The 16,116-nt window shown below is 32.3% G+C and carries 17 protein-coding genes; 11 read left to right on the top strand and 6 right to left on the bottom strand.

The genetic code is table 11. From position 1 onward, the window contains the following. Positions 1-42: 42 nt before the first annotated feature. Entirely contained in the window at positions 43-636 is a 594-nt protein-coding gene (locus AAEO58_RS10585) for a glutathione peroxidase (RefSeq protein WP_341683364.1), read from the top strand. Positions 637-701: 65 nt separating this feature from the next. Here AAEO58_RS10585 and AAEO58_RS10580 read toward each other — a convergent pair whose 3' ends face one another. After that, positions 702-1,196: a GNAT family N-acetyltransferase gene (locus tag AAEO58_RS10580; RefSeq protein WP_341683363.1), complete on the bottom strand. Its 495-nt coding sequence runs from the start codon at positions 1,194-1,196 to the stop codon at positions 702-704. A gap of 79 nt (positions 1,197-1,275) precedes the next feature. On the opposite strand from AAEO58_RS10580, the gene menD reads away from it, so the two are divergent. Further along, positions 1,276-2,928 carry a 2-succinyl-5-enolpyruvyl-6-hydroxy-3-cyclohexene-1-carboxylic-acid synthase gene (menD, locus tag AAEO58_RS10575; protein ID WP_341683362.1) on the top strand — a complete coding sequence of 551 codons (1,653 nt, stop codon included), beginning with the start codon at positions 1,276-1,278 and terminating at the stop codon, positions 2,926-2,928. Positions 2,929-3,008: 80 nt separating this feature from the next. Here menD and AAEO58_RS10570 read toward each other — a convergent pair whose 3' ends face one another. The 5 genes from AAEO58_RS10570 to AAEO58_RS10550 all read right to left on the bottom strand — a co-directional run bounded on the left by AAEO58_RS10570 (position 3,009) and on the right by AAEO58_RS10550 (position 7,421). Further along, positions 3,009-3,551: a DUF4468 domain-containing protein gene (locus tag AAEO58_RS10570; RefSeq protein WP_341683361.1), complete on the bottom strand. Its 543-nt coding sequence runs from the start codon at positions 3,549-3,551 to the stop codon at positions 3,009-3,011. Positions 3,552-3,781: 230 nt separating this feature from the next. Continuing rightward, positions 3,782-4,246 carry a hypothetical protein gene (locus AAEO58_RS10565; RefSeq protein ID WP_341683360.1) on the bottom strand — a complete coding sequence of 155 codons (465 nt, stop codon included), beginning with the start codon at positions 4,244-4,246 and terminating at the stop codon, positions 3,782-3,784. A gap of 181 nt (positions 4,247-4,427) precedes the next feature. Further along, positions 4,428-5,348: a hypothetical protein gene (locus AAEO58_RS10560; protein WP_341683359.1), complete on the bottom strand. Its 921-nt coding sequence runs from the start codon at positions 5,346-5,348 to the stop codon at positions 4,428-4,430. 203 nt (positions 5,349-5,551) lie between these two features. Then, entirely contained in the window at positions 5,552-6,505 is a 954-nt protein-coding gene (locus AAEO58_RS10555) for a transketolase family protein (RefSeq protein ID WP_290821235.1), read from the bottom strand. 4 nt (positions 6,506-6,509) lie between these two features. Then, on the bottom strand, positions 6,510-7,421 hold the full coding sequence (locus AAEO58_RS10550) for a transketolase (RefSeq protein ID WP_341683358.1): 912 nt from the start codon (positions 7,419-7,421) through the stop codon (positions 6,510-6,512). A gap of 102 nt (positions 7,422-7,523) precedes the next feature. Here AAEO58_RS10550 and tgt point away from each other — a divergent pair, with 102 nt between their 5' ends. The 9 genes from tgt (at position 7,524) to AAEO58_RS10505 (ending at position 15,853) form a co-directional block, all read left to right on the top strand. Next, positions 7,524-8,654, top strand: coding sequence for a tRNA guanosine(34) transglycosylase Tgt (tgt, locus tag AAEO58_RS10545; protein ID WP_341683357.1), 1,131 nt, complete (start codon positions 7,524-7,526; stop codon positions 8,652-8,654). Positions 8,655-8,663: 9 nt separating this feature from the next. Beyond that, a complete protein-coding gene (locus AAEO58_RS10540; RefSeq protein ID WP_341683356.1) occupies positions 8,664-9,752 on the top strand; it encodes an LptF/LptG family permease in 1,089 nt (362 codons plus the stop codon). Further along, positions 9,739-10,626 (top strand): DMT family transporter, encoded by an 888-nt coding sequence (locus AAEO58_RS10535; RefSeq protein WP_133610743.1) that lies wholly within the window; start codon positions 9,739-9,741, stop codon positions 10,624-10,626. The genes AAEO58_RS10540 and AAEO58_RS10535 overlap by 14 nt, the downstream gene beginning before the upstream one ends. 71 nt (positions 10,627-10,697) lie before the next feature. Next, positions 10,698-11,651: an acetyl-CoA carboxylase carboxyltransferase subunit alpha gene (locus tag AAEO58_RS10530; RefSeq protein WP_133610741.1), complete on the top strand. Its 954-nt coding sequence runs from the start codon at positions 10,698-10,700 to the stop codon at positions 11,649-11,651. Between the two features lie 143 nt (positions 11,652-11,794). Continuing rightward, positions 11,795-13,342, top strand: a complete 1,548-nt coding sequence (gene dnaB, locus AAEO58_RS10525; RefSeq protein ID WP_133610739.1) for a replicative DNA helicase — start codon at positions 11,795-11,797, stop codon at positions 13,340-13,342. A gap of 100 nt (positions 13,343-13,442) precedes the next feature. Then, the gene (locus tag AAEO58_RS10520; protein WP_341683355.1) at positions 13,443-13,751 is read left to right on the top strand and encodes a hypothetical protein; all 309 of its coding nucleotides are present in this window, start codon (positions 13,443-13,445) and stop codon (positions 13,749-13,751) included. A 2-nt stretch (positions 13,752-13,753) separates the two neighbouring features. Beyond that, complete coding sequence (locus tag AAEO58_RS10515) at positions 13,754-14,386, top strand: hypothetical protein (RefSeq protein WP_341683354.1); 633 nt, start codon at positions 13,754-13,756, stop codon at positions 14,384-14,386. Then, the gene (locus AAEO58_RS10510; protein ID WP_341683353.1) at positions 14,373-15,167 is read left to right on the top strand and encodes a sensor histidine kinase; all 795 of its coding nucleotides are present in this window, start codon (positions 14,373-14,375) and stop codon (positions 15,165-15,167) included. Before AAEO58_RS10515 ends, AAEO58_RS10510 begins: the two co-directional genes overlap by 14 nt. After that, on the top strand, positions 15,167-15,853 hold the full coding sequence (locus AAEO58_RS10505) for a response regulator (RefSeq protein WP_341683352.1): 687 nt from the start codon (positions 15,167-15,169) through the stop codon (positions 15,851-15,853). Before AAEO58_RS10510 ends, AAEO58_RS10505 begins: the two co-directional genes overlap by 1 nt. Positions 15,854-16,116: the final 263 nt, after the last annotated feature.

Here is a 16,116-nt window from a genome sequence, read left to right as displayed (position 1 = left end):
AAAATTGCATTTTAAAACCCTAAATTTGAAATAAAAAAAGAGATGAAGAAATTAGTAACCTTGTTTTCAGTAGTAACTTTGTTTTTCAGTTGTCAAAATCAGGCACAAAAAAAACAAACAGCTACTGCAGCAGCAACTACAACACCTATGGCAAAAGAAACGATTTATCAGTTTAAAGTAGAAGATTTGAGTGGCGATACTTTTGATTTTTCAACCTTAAAAGGGAAGAAAATCTTAGTAGTCAATACCGCTTCAGAATGTGGTTTAACACCGCAATACGAACAATTACAAGCAATTTACGAAAAATACAAAGACAAAAATTTCGTAATTGTAGGTTTTCCAGCAAATAACTTTGGAGCTCAAGAACCTGGAAGTAATTCGGAAATTGCTACTTTCTGCCAACAAAATTATGGTGTTTCGTTTCCAATGATGGCTAAAATTTCGGTGAAAGGTGGCGATATGCATTCAGTATATCAATTTTTAACGCAAAAAGCCAAAAACGGATTAGAAGACAGCGAAGTACAATGGAATTTCCAAAAATACCTAATCAACGAAAATGGTGAATTAGCAAAAGTGGTTTCTCCTAGAGTACTTCCTACTGATGCAGAAATTACCAATTGGATTGAAGGGAAATAGTTAGTAATCATTGTTCAGTATATAGTGTTCAGTTTGTTCTGTTTATGGAACACTGAACACTTTTTTTATAGAATTTTCTGAACAAAAACAGAATGCAACCATCGGTCAAATTTATATCCTGATTCTTTTATAAACCCAACTTCTTCGAAACCAAATTTCTTATGAAAATCAATGCTGTTAGTGTTTTCTGAATCGATTACACCAATCATAGTATGCAGGTTTTGTTGTTTGGCTCTTTCGATTAATTCGGTCAATAATAATTTTCCGATGCCTTTTCCAATTGAATTTTTATTCGCATAAACCGAATGTTCTACTGTGAATTTATACGCTTCTCGGAAACGGAATTCACTGTAATAACCGAAGCCAATGACTTCATTATTCATTTCGGCAACGATAACAGGAAAACCTTTCTGAAGTTTTTCTTCAAAAATAGCTTCTTGAGTTGCTAATGTTCGCACGTTGTAATCGTATAAAGCGGTCGAATGCAAAATTGCATCGTTGATGATGTCTAAAATTGCAGGACAATCTGCTATTTGGTAGTCTCTAATTTTTATATCCATTTTGTAAAGAAATTACGTAGTAAAAGTACTAAAAACCTTTTCAACTTCGTAACTTTGTAGTCCAGTTATTTTTTTAAAAATGATGTATCCAAAAATTCCTTTAGCGCAAAGCATTATCGAAATTTGCCAACAAAAAGGAGTCCAACATATCGTAATTTCACCAGGTTCGCGCAATGCTCCTTTGACTATTGGGTTTACAAATAATCCGTATTTCAAATGTTACAGTATTGCCGACGAACGTTGTGCTGCATTTTTTGCTTTAGGGATTGCCCAACAGTTGCAAGAACCAGTTGTCGTTGTATGTACATCAGGTTCAGCCTTGTTGAATTATTACCCTGCGATAGCGGAGGCTTTTTATAGCCAAATTCCATTGGTTGTTATTTCAGCGGATAGACCACAAAATAAGATTGATATTGGCGACGGACAAACTATTCGTCAGGAAAATGTATTTGCGAATCACAGTTTGTACAATGCTAATTTGCAAGAAAATGTATCAACTGAAAACGACAATAACATTCAAATGGCGTTACATGTTGCGGTTACCCAAAAAGGGCCAGTTCACATTAATGCACCTTTTGAAGAACCTTTGTATGAAACCGTTTCCGAATTACAAGTGCAACCTGAAATTGTAGATTTTAATACTGAAAGCAAAACTTTCTCTTTAGAAAATTCTACTATTGAAACTTGGAACAAAGCCGCTAAAAAATTGTTTTTAGTAGGAGAGTTGTTCCCAAATTCGGTAGAACAAAGATATTTGGATGTTTTAGCGAATGACCCAAGTGTTGTGGTTTTAACCGAAAAAACATCCAATTTACATCACCCAACATTCATCGACCAAATTGATACTTTGATTACACCTTTCACGGATGAAGATTTCAAAACATTTCAACCTGAAATTCTTTTGACTTTTGGCGGAATGGTTGTGTCGAAACGTATCAAAGCGTTTTTACGAAAATACAAACCAGCTCATCATTGGCATGTGGACGATTTAAGAGCTTACGATACTTTTGGAGCGCTTACGAATCATTTTGAGACTAAAATCAATACATTTTTAAGTCAGTTATTGACTGAAAAAATGATTGAAAGTTCATATCAATCAAGTATTGCAACAATTTGGAAAGATAGAGTAGCGAAACACCAAGAATACACTGCAAAAATACCATTTTCAGACTTTAAAGTGTTTGATTTTATTTGTCAGAATGTTCCAAAAAATAGTCAATTGCAAGTAAGCAATAGTTCGGCGATACGTTATTTGCAGTTGTTTGATTTAGATAAAAGCATTCAAGTTTTTTGTAATCGAGGAACAAGTGGTATCGATGGAAGCACTTCTACAGCCATTGGAGCAGCTTTAGCGTCTGATTTGCCAACGATGTTGATTACTGGCGATATCAGTTTTTTATACGACAGTAACGCTTTGTGGAACAATTACATTCCAAAAAACTTCAAAATCATTTTGCTAAATAACAGCGGTGGAGGGATTTTTAGAATTCTACCTGGTCATCAAGAAACCGAAACGTTTAACACCTATTTTGAAACTTCTCACCAATTAAATGCCTCACATTTAGCTAAAATGTACGGCTTTGATTATTTTGAAGCGAATGAGGGAACAACTTTACAGCAACAATATGCTGCATTCCTAAATCAAAACGAAAAACCAAGTATTCTAGAAATTTTCACTCCAGAAAAAGAGAATAATGGGATTTTATTGGAGTTTTTTAGAAGGTTGAAGTAAAACTTATTTAAGTATAATAAAAAACGCTGTCAAAAAAATTGACAGCGTTTTTTAGTGTATCTTGTAATTAATGTAATTAACTACCAGTCGCTTTTTGCTGCGCTAGATTTAGCCATTTCTTTTTTAATGTCGCTTTTGATGGTTTCAATTGTAGAATTGATTCCTGCATAATAGGCTTTAAGAGTTTCCATTAATTTTGGATTTTCTACTGCTTTTTCGGAAGCCAATTTATCAAACATTTTCTCTACAGTTGTTTCAGCACTCGACTTGATAAAGATATTTTTTATTTCGTATTTGTATTTGCCTTCTTTTGACATAATAGAAATAGTATAAAATAATTTTACTTTTGTCTCGCTTCCGTTTGCCTTAATCGTCATGAAAGAATACTGGGTGTCAGTAACTGACGAAGCTTCTTTATCCTGCTTAATCTTATCCTGTGTTTCTTTATAGATATTTACAAAGAACATTTTGGAGTTGTTAAACAAGTCATCTTTGGTTTTTCCTTCCGCAGATACAACTTCCGAAAAGATAATTTGCCCGTTTTCATTCAATGGGAAATCGAATTTTTCTTGGGCATTCATGGTAAACGTAGTCAATACTAATAATAAAAGAATTTTTTTCATATTTATGGAGCTTGGTTTAATACTAGTTTAGTTGAATACAATGATAATATATTTTTTTTAAAATAAAAAAACCTTTGAAATAAAATATGCTGTTCAATTTAGCTGATTATTAGTTAATGCGAGTAATTTTGAATTGTTACAATTTAAAAGTTTGTCTTACTATAAATTGATTTTCCGGAGGAAAATCCGAAAGTAGCCATTGAAGCAAACCGCTGTTTGCGGTAGTAGTTTTAGTTTTCTGTTTTGGTTTTTAGTTTTTTCCAAGTTATGTAAGCTTCTCTTCCAAGTAATTTAGTTGGTTCTCCACATAACGGCCATTTAATTTCTAAATCATGCCTAGGTTCAAATGGTAAAGGTCCATCATAAACAGCTTTAGGATTAATCGACCCAATCACTTCAAAATTTTCTTTATTTTTTCTGGTGTAAACTCCTATGGAAGTTTCTGTTTTAGTAAACTCATCGATATTTTTCAAAGCGTAAACTCTTTCAAATTTCAATGGTTTTAAATCTTCAATTTTAAGTTCATTGAATTCAATTTTATGTCTAGAAATTATTGGAGTTATGGCAATATGACACATTGGATGATAATTTTCTGTTTTTTCTCTTTCGGATAATACTACGGCAATACCCCAAAAACCTTCTGCTGGATTTGTTAAGATTACATCACCTTCATTAAATAATTTTAATTTGCCCATAAATTAACAATTTTGTCTTTCAGCAGATTTCCATACTATTACCGCCAACGTTCCGGCGCTTGGCGATGTTGCGAAGTTCTGAACTGATTATTTTCTACCCAAGATAAAATTTCTTGCAAAATGTAAACGTGTATTTATTACAAAATTCGCAATCTTGACAAACGCTTGTTGGTAGTAGTTTTTATTTAATTTTTAATTTTGAGCTTAACTTTTTAAACTCAATAATATTTTCTGAATAATCTGATTCAGCACCTCCATAAAAAACTAATGCTATATCTTCTTTGATTAAAACTGTCATGAATGTAAGTTTATATTTTGATTTATGCTCAGAATAAAATTCAACTTCCATAGTGTCATAGCCATTAATACTTTTTTTAGAAATATTTTTAATTTCTTTTTTTATAAATCCTTGTTGAATTAAACCATCTTGCATTTGGTCAATTAGTTTTTCTTTTGACATAGTTTTGTCAAACGGATAAGTTGAAATCATAACCATAGGTTCGTTATTGTATGACTTTTTTACAATGCCATTTTCAGAAAATATAAACATATTTGCTGAAACTTTTGCAAATTTGAATTTTGAATCATTTTCTTCTACTTTAAAATTGCTGTTTGCAAATGGATCAATTATTAAAGACTTATCATATTTAATTTTTAAAAATGAGTTTTCAATTTCTGGAAGTAATTCATTTCTTGAACTTGAAGGGAAAAAAGCAATTACCATTGCTGAAAATGTTGAATCACCAAAAACTAATAAAGCGCGTTCATTTTCATCTGCTCCTTTTATGTTTGCATATTTCGCATCGAAACCATTTATTTTTAAATCTTTAAATTCTAAAACTGAAATTCCTTTCTTTTTGAATTCAGCTATTGTAAAAGTTGCAGTATTTGATTCGAAATTTCCACCAACTAAATCCATAACTTGAATTGCAGTTTTTTCATTCTTTTCCAAACCGATGATTGACTTAGATTCATAAAAACCGTTTGGTGGAATAATTGAAAGCCTTGTGGATTTAATATTCAAGTATTTTCCATTTGTTTGTCCAATGCAATTAGAAAAAAATGTTGATATTAAGATAATCAGAATTATTTTTGCTTTCATATTTTAAAAATGTCTTTTTTCGTTATTTTCGGTAAAATTACTGCCAACTAGTACATATGCGAAACAAACTTTCGTATATGTACCTTAATTTAGTTAGATTGACGCTACTGAGTTAAGTCTTTCAAATATAAAAAAATATTTACAAATTCTATAAACAAAAAAATCCCCAATTGCTTGAGGATTTCTATATAATTAAAAGAAAATTACTTTCTTTTGATAACTCTTTCTACCGCTTCAACAATCGCTTGATTGTTTAATTTGTATTTTTCCATTAATTGGTCTGGTGTGCCACTTTCTCCAAAACTGTCGTTTACAGCAACAAATTCTTGTGGTACTAAATGATTTTGTACTAAAGTTCTAGAAACGCTTTCTCCTAAACCACCAATAATGTTATGCTCTTCCGCAGTAACTACACAACCTGTTTTCTTAACCGATTTTAAAATCGCTTCTTCATCTAACGGTTTAATAGTGTGAATGTTAATTACTTCAGCCGAAATTCCTTTTGCTTCTAAAGCTTCTGCAGCAATTAATGCTTCCCAAACTAAATGTCCAGTCGCAATAATCGTAACATCAGTTCCTTCATTTAACATGATAGCTTTTCCAATTACGAAAGGTTCGTCAGCTGGCATAAAGTTAGGCACCACTGGACGACCAAAACGTAAATAAGCAGGACCATGATGATCCGCTAAAGCTAAAGTGGCTGCTTTGGTTTGGTTGTAATCACACGTATTAATTACTGTCATTCCAGGTAACATTTTCATCAAACCAATGTCTTCTAAGATTTGGTGTGTTGCTCCGTCTTCTCCAAGCGTTAATCCCGCGTGAGAAGCACAAATCTTTACATTCTTATCTGAATAAGCTACTGATTGACGAATTTGGTCATACACTCTTCCTGTAGAAAAGTTAGCGAAAGTTCCTGTGAATGGAATTTTTCCACCGATAGTTAATCCAGCTGCAATTCCAATCATGTTGGCTTCAGCAATTCCAATTTGGAAGAAACGCTCTGGGTGATTTTTCTTGAAATCATCAAATTTTAATGATCCAATTAAATCCGCACAAAGTGCTACTACGTTTTCGTTTTTTTGACCTAATTCCGTCATTCCAGCTCCAAATCCCGAACGGGTATCTTTGCTTCCTGTGTTGGTATATTTTTTCATAATTCTAGTAGTCTCCTAAAGTTTCAACATTTTGTTCTAACGCTTTTGCTAATTGCTCATCATTTGGCGCTTTTCCGTGCCAAGCGTGTGTGTGCATCATAAAATCTACTCCGTTACCCATTTCAGTATGTAATAAAATACAAACTGGTTTTCCGTTTCCTGATTTTGATTTTGCATCTGCTAAACCAGCTTTGATAGCGTCAATGTTGTTTCCTTCTTTGATTTCTAATACAATCCAATCAAATGCTTCAAACTTCGCTTTTACGCTTCCCATTGCCAAAACCTCGTCTGTAGTTCCGTCAATTTGTTTTCCGTTTAAGTCAATAGTTGCAATTAAATTGTCCACTTTTTTTGCCGAAGCATACATGATAGCTTCCCAGTTTTGTCCTTCTTGTAATTCACCATCACCTAAAAGAGCAAAAACCAAATGATTATCGTTGTTCAATTTCTTAGCTTGAGCCGCTCCAATTGCAACTGACATTCCTTGTCCTAACGAACCCGAAGCCATTCTGATTCCTGGTAAACCTTCATGAGTTGTTGGGTGACCTTGTAATCTTGAATTTAATTTTCTGAATGTTGCTAATTCCGCTACTGGAAAGTATCCGCTTCTAGCTAAAACACTATAAAAAACTGGAGAAATATGTCCGTTTGATAAGAAGAATAAATCTTCACCTATTCCGTTCATATCAAAACCTTCGTTACGTTTCATAACGTCTTGGTAAAGGGTAACCAAAAACTCAGCACATCCCAAAGAACCTCCTGGGTGACCTGAATTTACGGCATGAACCATACGAAGAATATCTCTTCGAACTTGTGTTGTAAAATCTTGTAGTTGTTGCGTGTTAGACATTATAAAAGATATATATGTGTTAATTGAATGCAAAAGTAATTTTATTTTTTTGGTGGTACAAATCATTTTGTTAGAAGTTATTAATAATCAGTGTTAATCATAAATAATTCCAAATTCCAATTTCTAAATTCTAAAATAAATTATCTTTGCCGTTCGTAAAAGCACAATATGAAGTTTGATTTAATTACCAAAGACCCAAAAAGTAAAGCCAGAGCTGGAAAAATAACAACCGATCATGGTGTTATTGAAACCCCAATTTTTATGCCCGTAGGAACCGTGGCTTCTGTAAAAGGAGTACACCAACGTGAGCTAAGAGAAGACATTAATCCAGATATTATTTTAGGAAACACCTATCATTTATATTTAAGACCTCAAACTAAAATTTTAGAAGCCGCTGGAGGTTTGCATAAATTCATGAATTGGGATAGAAATATCTTAACCGATTCTGGTGGATACCAAGTGTATTCGCTTTCTTCGAATAGAAAAATTAAAGAAGAAGGTGTAAAATTCAAATCGCATATTGATGGTTCGTATCATTTCTTTTCACCTGAAAATGTGATGGAAATTCAACGTACTATTGGTGCTGATATCATTATGGCTTTCGATGAATGTACACCTTATCCATGCGATTATCGCTATGCAAAACGTTCGATGCACATGACACATCGTTGGTTAGACAGATGTATCAATCATTTAGAAAAATTACCTTATAAATACGGTTACGAACAAACGTTTTTTCCTATTGTACAGGGAAGTACATATAAAGACTTGAGAGAACAATCGGCAGAATATATTGCAAATGCAGGTGCGCAAGGAAATGCTATTGGCGGACTTTCAGTAGGAGAACCTGCTGAAGAAATGTACGCAATGACTGAAATTGTTACAGCAATTCTTCCAGAAGACAAACCAAGATATTTAATGGGTGTAGGAACGCCAATCAATATTTTAGAGAATATTGCGTTAGGAATTGATATGTTTGATTGTGTGATGCCAACACGTAACGCCAGAAACGGAATGTTATTCACAGCTCACGGAACAATGAATATGAAAAATAAAAAGTGGGAAGCCGATTTTTCGCCAATTGACGAAATGGGACACACTTGGGTAGATACTGAATATTCAAAAGCATATCTTAGACACTTATTTGCTGCAGATGAATTCTTAGGAAAACAAATTGCAACTATTCACAATTTAGGTTTTTACATGTGGTTAGTGCGCGAAGCAAGAAGACAAATTATTGCCGGAACATTTAGAGAATGGAAAGATAAAATGGTGATTCAAATGAGTCAACGATTATAAATTCAGCCAATGAAAATAATAGATAAATACATTTTAAAACGCTATTTGGTCACTTTTTCTGTGATGTTGATTATGTTTATTCCGATTGGAATTACCATTGACGTTTCGGAAAAAGTAAACAAAATGATCGAAAAGAAAATTCCATTAACAGATATTCTAGTCTATTATGGAGATTTTACCGTGTATTTTGCCAATCTATTATTTCCAATATTTTTATTCTTATCGATTATTTGGTTTACCTCAAAATTAGCAAACAATACTGAAATTATTGCGATTTTGAGTTCTGGAATTTCATTTGGTAGATTCTTACGTCCTTTTATGTATGGAGCGGTAATTGTTTCCGTTTTCGCTTTGTTAATGGGATTCTTTTTAGTGCCAAAAGCCAGTAAAGGATTTAACGATTTTAGATATCAAAACTTAAAAGGGAACTCTCAAACCAGAGAAACTTCGGATATTTTTAGACAAATTAAAAAAGAAGGAAATATTGAAGAAAATATTTATGTAAGTAACTATAATTATTTATCTCAAACAGGTTTTAATTTTACGTTTGAAAAATTTCAGGATAATGTATTGGTTGAAAAAGTTACAGCAAACCGAATTCGCTATGATGAAAAAACTAAAAAGTATACATTATTCGGATACAACAAGAGAATAGTTGGTCAAACAGATGATCAAATTCTTTCTTCTGACAAAAATGAAGTTGCTTACAATTTCGAACCCGATGATTTAACACCAGTTATTTATGTGGCAGAGACCATGACAATTGGAGAATTAAATAAGTTCATAAACAAAGAGAGAGCTAGAGGAAACGGAAATATCAATACGTATTTGGTTGTTTTTTACAAGAAATTTAGTTTACCAATTTCGGCATTTATTCTTACGATTATTGCGGTTGCAGTTTCTTCTATGAAGCGTAGAGGAGGAATGGGAATCAATCTTGCCATCGGAATTGTTATTGCTTTTACCTTTATCTTCTTCGATAAAGTTTTCGGAACTCTAGCTGAAAAATCGAGTATTCCTCCGTTTTTAGCCGTATGGTTTCCAAATATTGTTTTCGGAATTTTAGCTGCTTATTTATTACGCAATGCAAAACGATAATTTAAAAAGTTATTTACATCTTCATGTAATTGTATTTATTTGGGGATTTACCGCCATTCTTGGAAAACTAATTTCATTAGAAGCTTTAGATTTGGTTTGGTATCGCATGCTTTTTGCTTCGGTGATTATGACTTTTGTAGTGCTTTTTAATAAAGAAAAAATTAAAGTGCCTTTCAATGTTTTGATTGGATTTATTGTTTCCGGAATTATTATTGCAGCACATTGGCTCACGTTTTATCAAGCCATTAAAGTTTCAAATGTATCGATAACCTTAGCTTGTTTATCAACAGGCGCTTTTTTTGCTTCTATTTTAGAACCTATTTTTTATAAGCGAAGAGTCATTTGGTACGAATTGCTTTTTGGAATTATTGTTGTTGTAGGATTAGGAATCATTTTTAATGTAGAGACTAAATTTAAGACAGGAATTTATCTTGCCGTAACTTCTGCATTTTTATCAGCACTTTTTTCGGTTATCAACGGAAAATATGCCAAAGAATACGATCCAAATGTTATTTCTCTGTATGAACTATCAAGTGGTGTGTTCTTTTTAAGTATCTATTTGTTTTTTGCAGGAAGTTTTACACCTGCTTTCTTTTCACTTTCTGTAAACGATTTAATTTGGTTATTCTTGTTATCGTCTATTTGTACAGCGTATGCGTTCTCAGCATCGGTAAAAGTGATGAAATTTTTAAGTCCGTTTACCGTAATGTTAACCATTAACTTAGAGCCTATTTATGGAATCATTTTAGCCTTACTGATTTTCAAAGATGGAGAAGAAATGTCGCCTCTGTTTTATGTAGGTGCTTTGATAATTTTAGCCACTGTTATTGCTAACGGAATTGTAAAAAGTTATAAAAAAGTTACAACTAATTAACGATAAGTTTACCAAAGTTAATTGAAAATTTTATCTTTGTCACAACAAACACAAACCCAAATAAACCGATTATGGAATATTTAGATTTTGAATTACCAATTAAAGAGCTTGAAGACCAATTAGATAAATGTCAAATCATTGGTCAAGAATCCGATGTTGATGTGTCTAACACCTGCAAGCAAATTGAGAAGAAATTAGAAGAAACTAAGAAAAAAATATACAAAAATCTTACGGCTTGGCAACGTGTGCAATTATCGCGTCATCCAAATCGTCCTTATACATTAGAACATATTACCAATATTACTAATGGAACGTTTTTAGAACTTTTTGGAGACAGAAATTTCAAAGACGATAAAGCGATGATTGGTGGATTAGGTCAAATCAACGGACAATCGTATATGATTATTGGGCAGCAAAAAGGTATTAATACTAAAATGCGCCAATACAGAAACTTCGGGATGGCAAATCCAGAAGGATATCGTAAAGCATTACGTTTAATGAAAATGGCTGAGAAATTCAACCTTCCAGTTTTAACATTAATCGATACTCCAGGTGCTTATCCAGGTTTAGAAGCTGAAGAAAGAGGGCAAGGAGAAGCTATTGCAAGAAATATTTTCGAAATGGCTCGTTTGAAAACGCCTATTATTTCTATCATTATCGGAGAAGGAGCTTCAGGAGGAGCATTAGGAATTGGAGTAGGAGATAGAGTATACATGTTGGAAAACACTTGGTATTCTGTAATTTCTCCAGAATCATGTTCATCTATCTTATGGAGAAGTTGGGAATACAAAGAGCAAGCAGCTGAAGCATTAAAATTAACTTCGTTTGATATGAAAAAACAAAAGTTAATCGATGATATTATTCCAGAACCGCTTGGTGGTGCTCATTATGACAAAGAAACTACATTTAAAACTGTAGCCGAGTATGTAACTAAAGCTTTTAATGAGTTAAAAGATTTATCAACAAAAGATTTGGTGGCACAACGAATGGATAAATACAGCAAAATGGGTGAATTCAAAGAATAACCACTTATTTTCAATTATAAATTAAAATCCGAAGCCTCAAGTTTCGGATTTTTTTTGGCTTATCAACAATAAATAGGAGTTATTAACAGTTGTGTATTAAGAACTCAAAAGTATATTTTATAAAATTTGGTTACCTTCGCAATATGGAAAATGTCAGAAATATGAACCCGATAAAAGTAGATAAAACTACGATTATCAATTTGGAAAAAGGAAAACTACCTCCTCAAGCGTTAGACCTTGAAGAAGCGGTACTTGGTGCCATGATGATTGATAAAAAAGGGGTAGATGAGGTAATTGATATTTTGCAACCAGATGCCTTTTATAAAGAAGCTCACAAGCACATTTTTGAGGCTATTGTTCAGTTATTCAACGAAACCCAGCCGGTTGACTTATTAACCGTTTCGGCACAATTAAAGAAAAACGGTAAATTAGAATTAGCGGGTGGTGATTTTTACTTGATTCAGCTAACCCAAAAGATATCTTCTTCGGCACATATTGAGTTTCACTCACGCATTATTTTGCAGAAATTCATCCAAAGAAGTTTGATAAAAATTTCAAGCGAAATCATTGAAGAATCGTATGATGACGCTACCGATGTATTTGATTTATTAGATAAAGCCGAATCAAAATTATACGAAGTAACGCAAGGAAATATCAAGCGTAGTTCTGAAACAGCTCAAAGTTTAGTGATTCAAGCTAAAAAACGTATTGAAGAAATTGCTGGAAAAGAAGGTTTGAGTGGAATTGCAACAGGATTCCATAACTTAGATAAATTAACCTCAGGATGGCAACCATCTGATTTAATTATTATTGCGGCTCGTCCGGGTATGGGTAAAACCGCGTTTGTACTTTCGATGGCCCGTAATATGGCAGTTGATTATAATCATCCAGTGGCATTATTCTCTTTGGAGATGTCATCAGTACAGTTGATAACACGTTTGATTTCATCTGAAACGGGTTTGTCTTCTGAAAAACTTCGTACAGGAAAATTAGAAAAACACGAATGGGAGCAACTTTCTATCAAAGTAAAAAACTTAGAAAAAGCACCTTTATATATTGATGATACACCTTCATTGTCCATTTTTGATTTACGTGCGAAAGCGAGACGACTTTCATCGCAATATGGAATTAAAATGATTGTTGTGGATTATTTGCAGTTAATGACAGCCGGTGGAAACGGAAAAGGCGGCGGAAATCGTGAGCAAGAAATTTCAACTATTTCCCGTAACTTAAAAGCATTAGCAAAAGAGTTAAATGTGCCAGTAATTGCACTTTCTCAGTTATCGCGTGCGGTGGAAACTCGTGGTTCTAGTAAAAGACCTTTGCTTTCCGACCTTCGTGAATCGGGTGCGATTGAGCAAGATGCCGATATTGTATCGTTTATTTACAGACCAGAATATTATAAAATTGATGAATGGGATGATGAAGAACGTACGCCAACACAAGGTCAGGCCGAATTTATCGTAGCAAAACACAGAAATGGTGGTTTAGATGAAATCCGATTAAAGTTCGTTGGAAACTTAGGTAAGTTTGAAAACTTAGATGATTTTAGTTCGCCATTTGATGAATTACCTTCTAAAATGAATTTGGATGAAACCAATCCGTTTATTACGCCAAATTTACCAACACCTAACGAAGCATTTGGTAGCACCATGAATTCGTTTGACGATGATTCGGATGTTCCATTTTAAAAAAAAAAATAGATAAAATGTTAAAAACAGGCAATTTGCCTGTTTTTTTTATTAATTTTTTTACTACATTTATAATTCAATTATAAAAAAACCTCAAAATATGTCAGATTTTACAATTACTCTCGATGAAGCCAAAGAATGGACAACATCATGGAGAACTAATCCTCCAAAAGATTTAGCAAAAGGACATTTAATTCCGGGTGAAGCCTTATCAGAATTATTAGCAACAGAAGGTGTTGTTAATGTGAGAGCTTATATGGGAGTAGATGAAAAAGGAACACAAAAATTAGTGTTTGTAGGAGTAGATGCAGATGGTAAAGATTTAATAGATGATAATCACTTAATCTATGACAAATCGACCCCTTGTCCTTCTGTCTGCGATACGTCAAGTCCTCTTTTTAATCCATAGTTTTGTTAGATTCTAAGTATTTACATTTTACTTCGGCATTATTATGTTTGCTTTATTTTATAGGTTTTTTCAAAAACGGGAAAACCTACAAAATTTTCACACTCTATATTGCAGGTGTCTTATTAATAGATTTTACTGCCTCTAATCTTTGGAAATGGTTCAGAATTTATAACATTTTCACAAATCATTTTTACGATTTATTTCAATTTGTAATATTGAGTTATTTTTATGCAAGGCTTTTACAAACAAAGAAACAATTAGTAACGGTTTATATCTTATTGATTCTTCTTCCTGTTTTTTTATTGTCACGATATGTTTTTAATCCTCAAATGTTTTTTGAATATAGTTTACTAGAAAATTATTTAACGACTATACCTATAATTATATATGCAACAATGCATCTTTACAATAATTTGGGACAAAAAAAAGAATTTTATTATGCTAATATAGGTTTGCTGTTTTATCTATTTACAAGTACATTTATATTTTTATTGTATGAGTTGATTACCGTTCTCAATATAGATGAATTTTCTTCTATTTTAATATCAATTAACCTTTTTCTGCAATACATAAAATTTGCATTTTTCTTTTACCAATGGAAATTAATTTATTTTAATAAAAATGAACGCAATTAATTTAGAAAATAGTGAAATAATCCAAGTGGTGTTTTTTGTACTACTTGCTTTTATATCCATGTTTTTGGTGCTTATTTTGTTTTTCTATTTTTCAAGAAAGAAAATCGTTCAAATAGAAGTAGATAAGAAGAATTTAGAAATTGAACATCAAAAAGAACTTCTGAACTCGGTTTTAATTACCCAAGAAGAAGAACGCAAACGTATTGCTCAAGATTTGCATGATGATATTAGTTCGAAGCTTAATGTGGTTTCACTAAACAGTCATTTATTAAAAACACCAAACTTGAATGAAAACGAGCAACTTGAAATCACAAATAACATTATTGAGTTAACACAAAAAGCATTAGAAAACTCAAGACGTATAGCTCACGATTTATTTCCGCCAGTTTTAGAGAAATTTGGGCTAAATGCAGGTATTGAAGAATTAGTTGAAGAGTTTAATAGTACTAAAAAAGTTAAAGTTTCCTATCAAAATACAATTGACTTTGAAAGCTATCCCATTGATAAACATTTGCATATATTTCGTATTCTTCAGGAATTGTTAAATAATTCACTTCGTCACGGAAAAGCTACCGAAATTTCAATACAATTTACTACTTTCGAAAACCAAAATATAGCTACTTATATTGATAATGGCGTTGGTTTTGATAGTGCTGATTTGGAAAATAAAAAAGGATTAGGAATGATGAATATAGAGAGTAGAATTAACTTCTTGGAAGGAAAGTTCACTATTGATTCAAAACCAAACGAAGGAGTAAAAATGATATTTAATTTCAATTAATGGAACAAAAGATTAAAATAATATTAGCCGATGATGAGGAATTATTTCGAAAAGGAATCTATTTCTTACTTCAACGCGAGCCTAATATTGAAATTATTTTCGAAGCTTCAAACGGTAGTGAATTAGTGGAACATTTAAAATCCACAACCGAACTTCCCGATATTATAATGATGGATTTAAAAATGCCATTATTAAATGGAGTGGAAGCAACCAAGCTTATTCACAAAGATTTTCCAGTAATTCGAATCATTGCATTAACAAGTTACAATACAAAATCTTTTATTGCGAATATGATTAACGTGGGCGCGGCATCTTATTTAGTTAAAAATGCTTCTCCAATTGATATGATTAAAACAGTGAACGAAGTAGCCCAAAAAGGATTTTATTACAACGAAATCGTGATGGAAGTAATTCATCAAAACATGATTTCAAATGCAACTTCAAGAACTGTTTTAGATGAAGATTTTTTAACAGAAAGAGAAAAAGAAGTATTAGAATTAATTTGCAAACAATACAGTTCAGCTGAAATAGGCGAAATGTTAAGTTTGAGTACGCGAACCGTGGATGGTCATAGAAATAACCTTTTGTTAAAAACAAACTCTAAAAATATGGCAGGATTAGTCATATTTGCCATACAAAATAAAATCATAAACTTAGAAGACTCTAATAATGATATTGAGTCTTAATTAGTATTCTTAATACTGTAATTAATAAGTTCTACAGAATTGAAAAACTAAAACAAAATACACCAGTATAGTTATTACAAGAACTATATATCCGATTCTTTTTAACAATTTCATTTCTTTCGAGTTTATTAACGATAAATTACTACTGTTTGTGTTCATCTTTTTTATTATTTTGATATAAGTCAAAACTATAGCAAAAAATATTCCTGTGTAAGAGTAAAAATACCTGATTTTCAAACCAGGTATTTTTACGGGGGTAATCA

Source organism: Flavobacterium helocola (genome assembly GCF_038289885.1).
GTDB classification, from domain to species: Bacteria; Bacteroidota; Bacteroidia; order Flavobacteriales; family Flavobacteriaceae; genus Flavobacterium; species Flavobacterium cheniae.
This window is presented reverse-complemented; position numbering and strand designations above follow the sequence as displayed.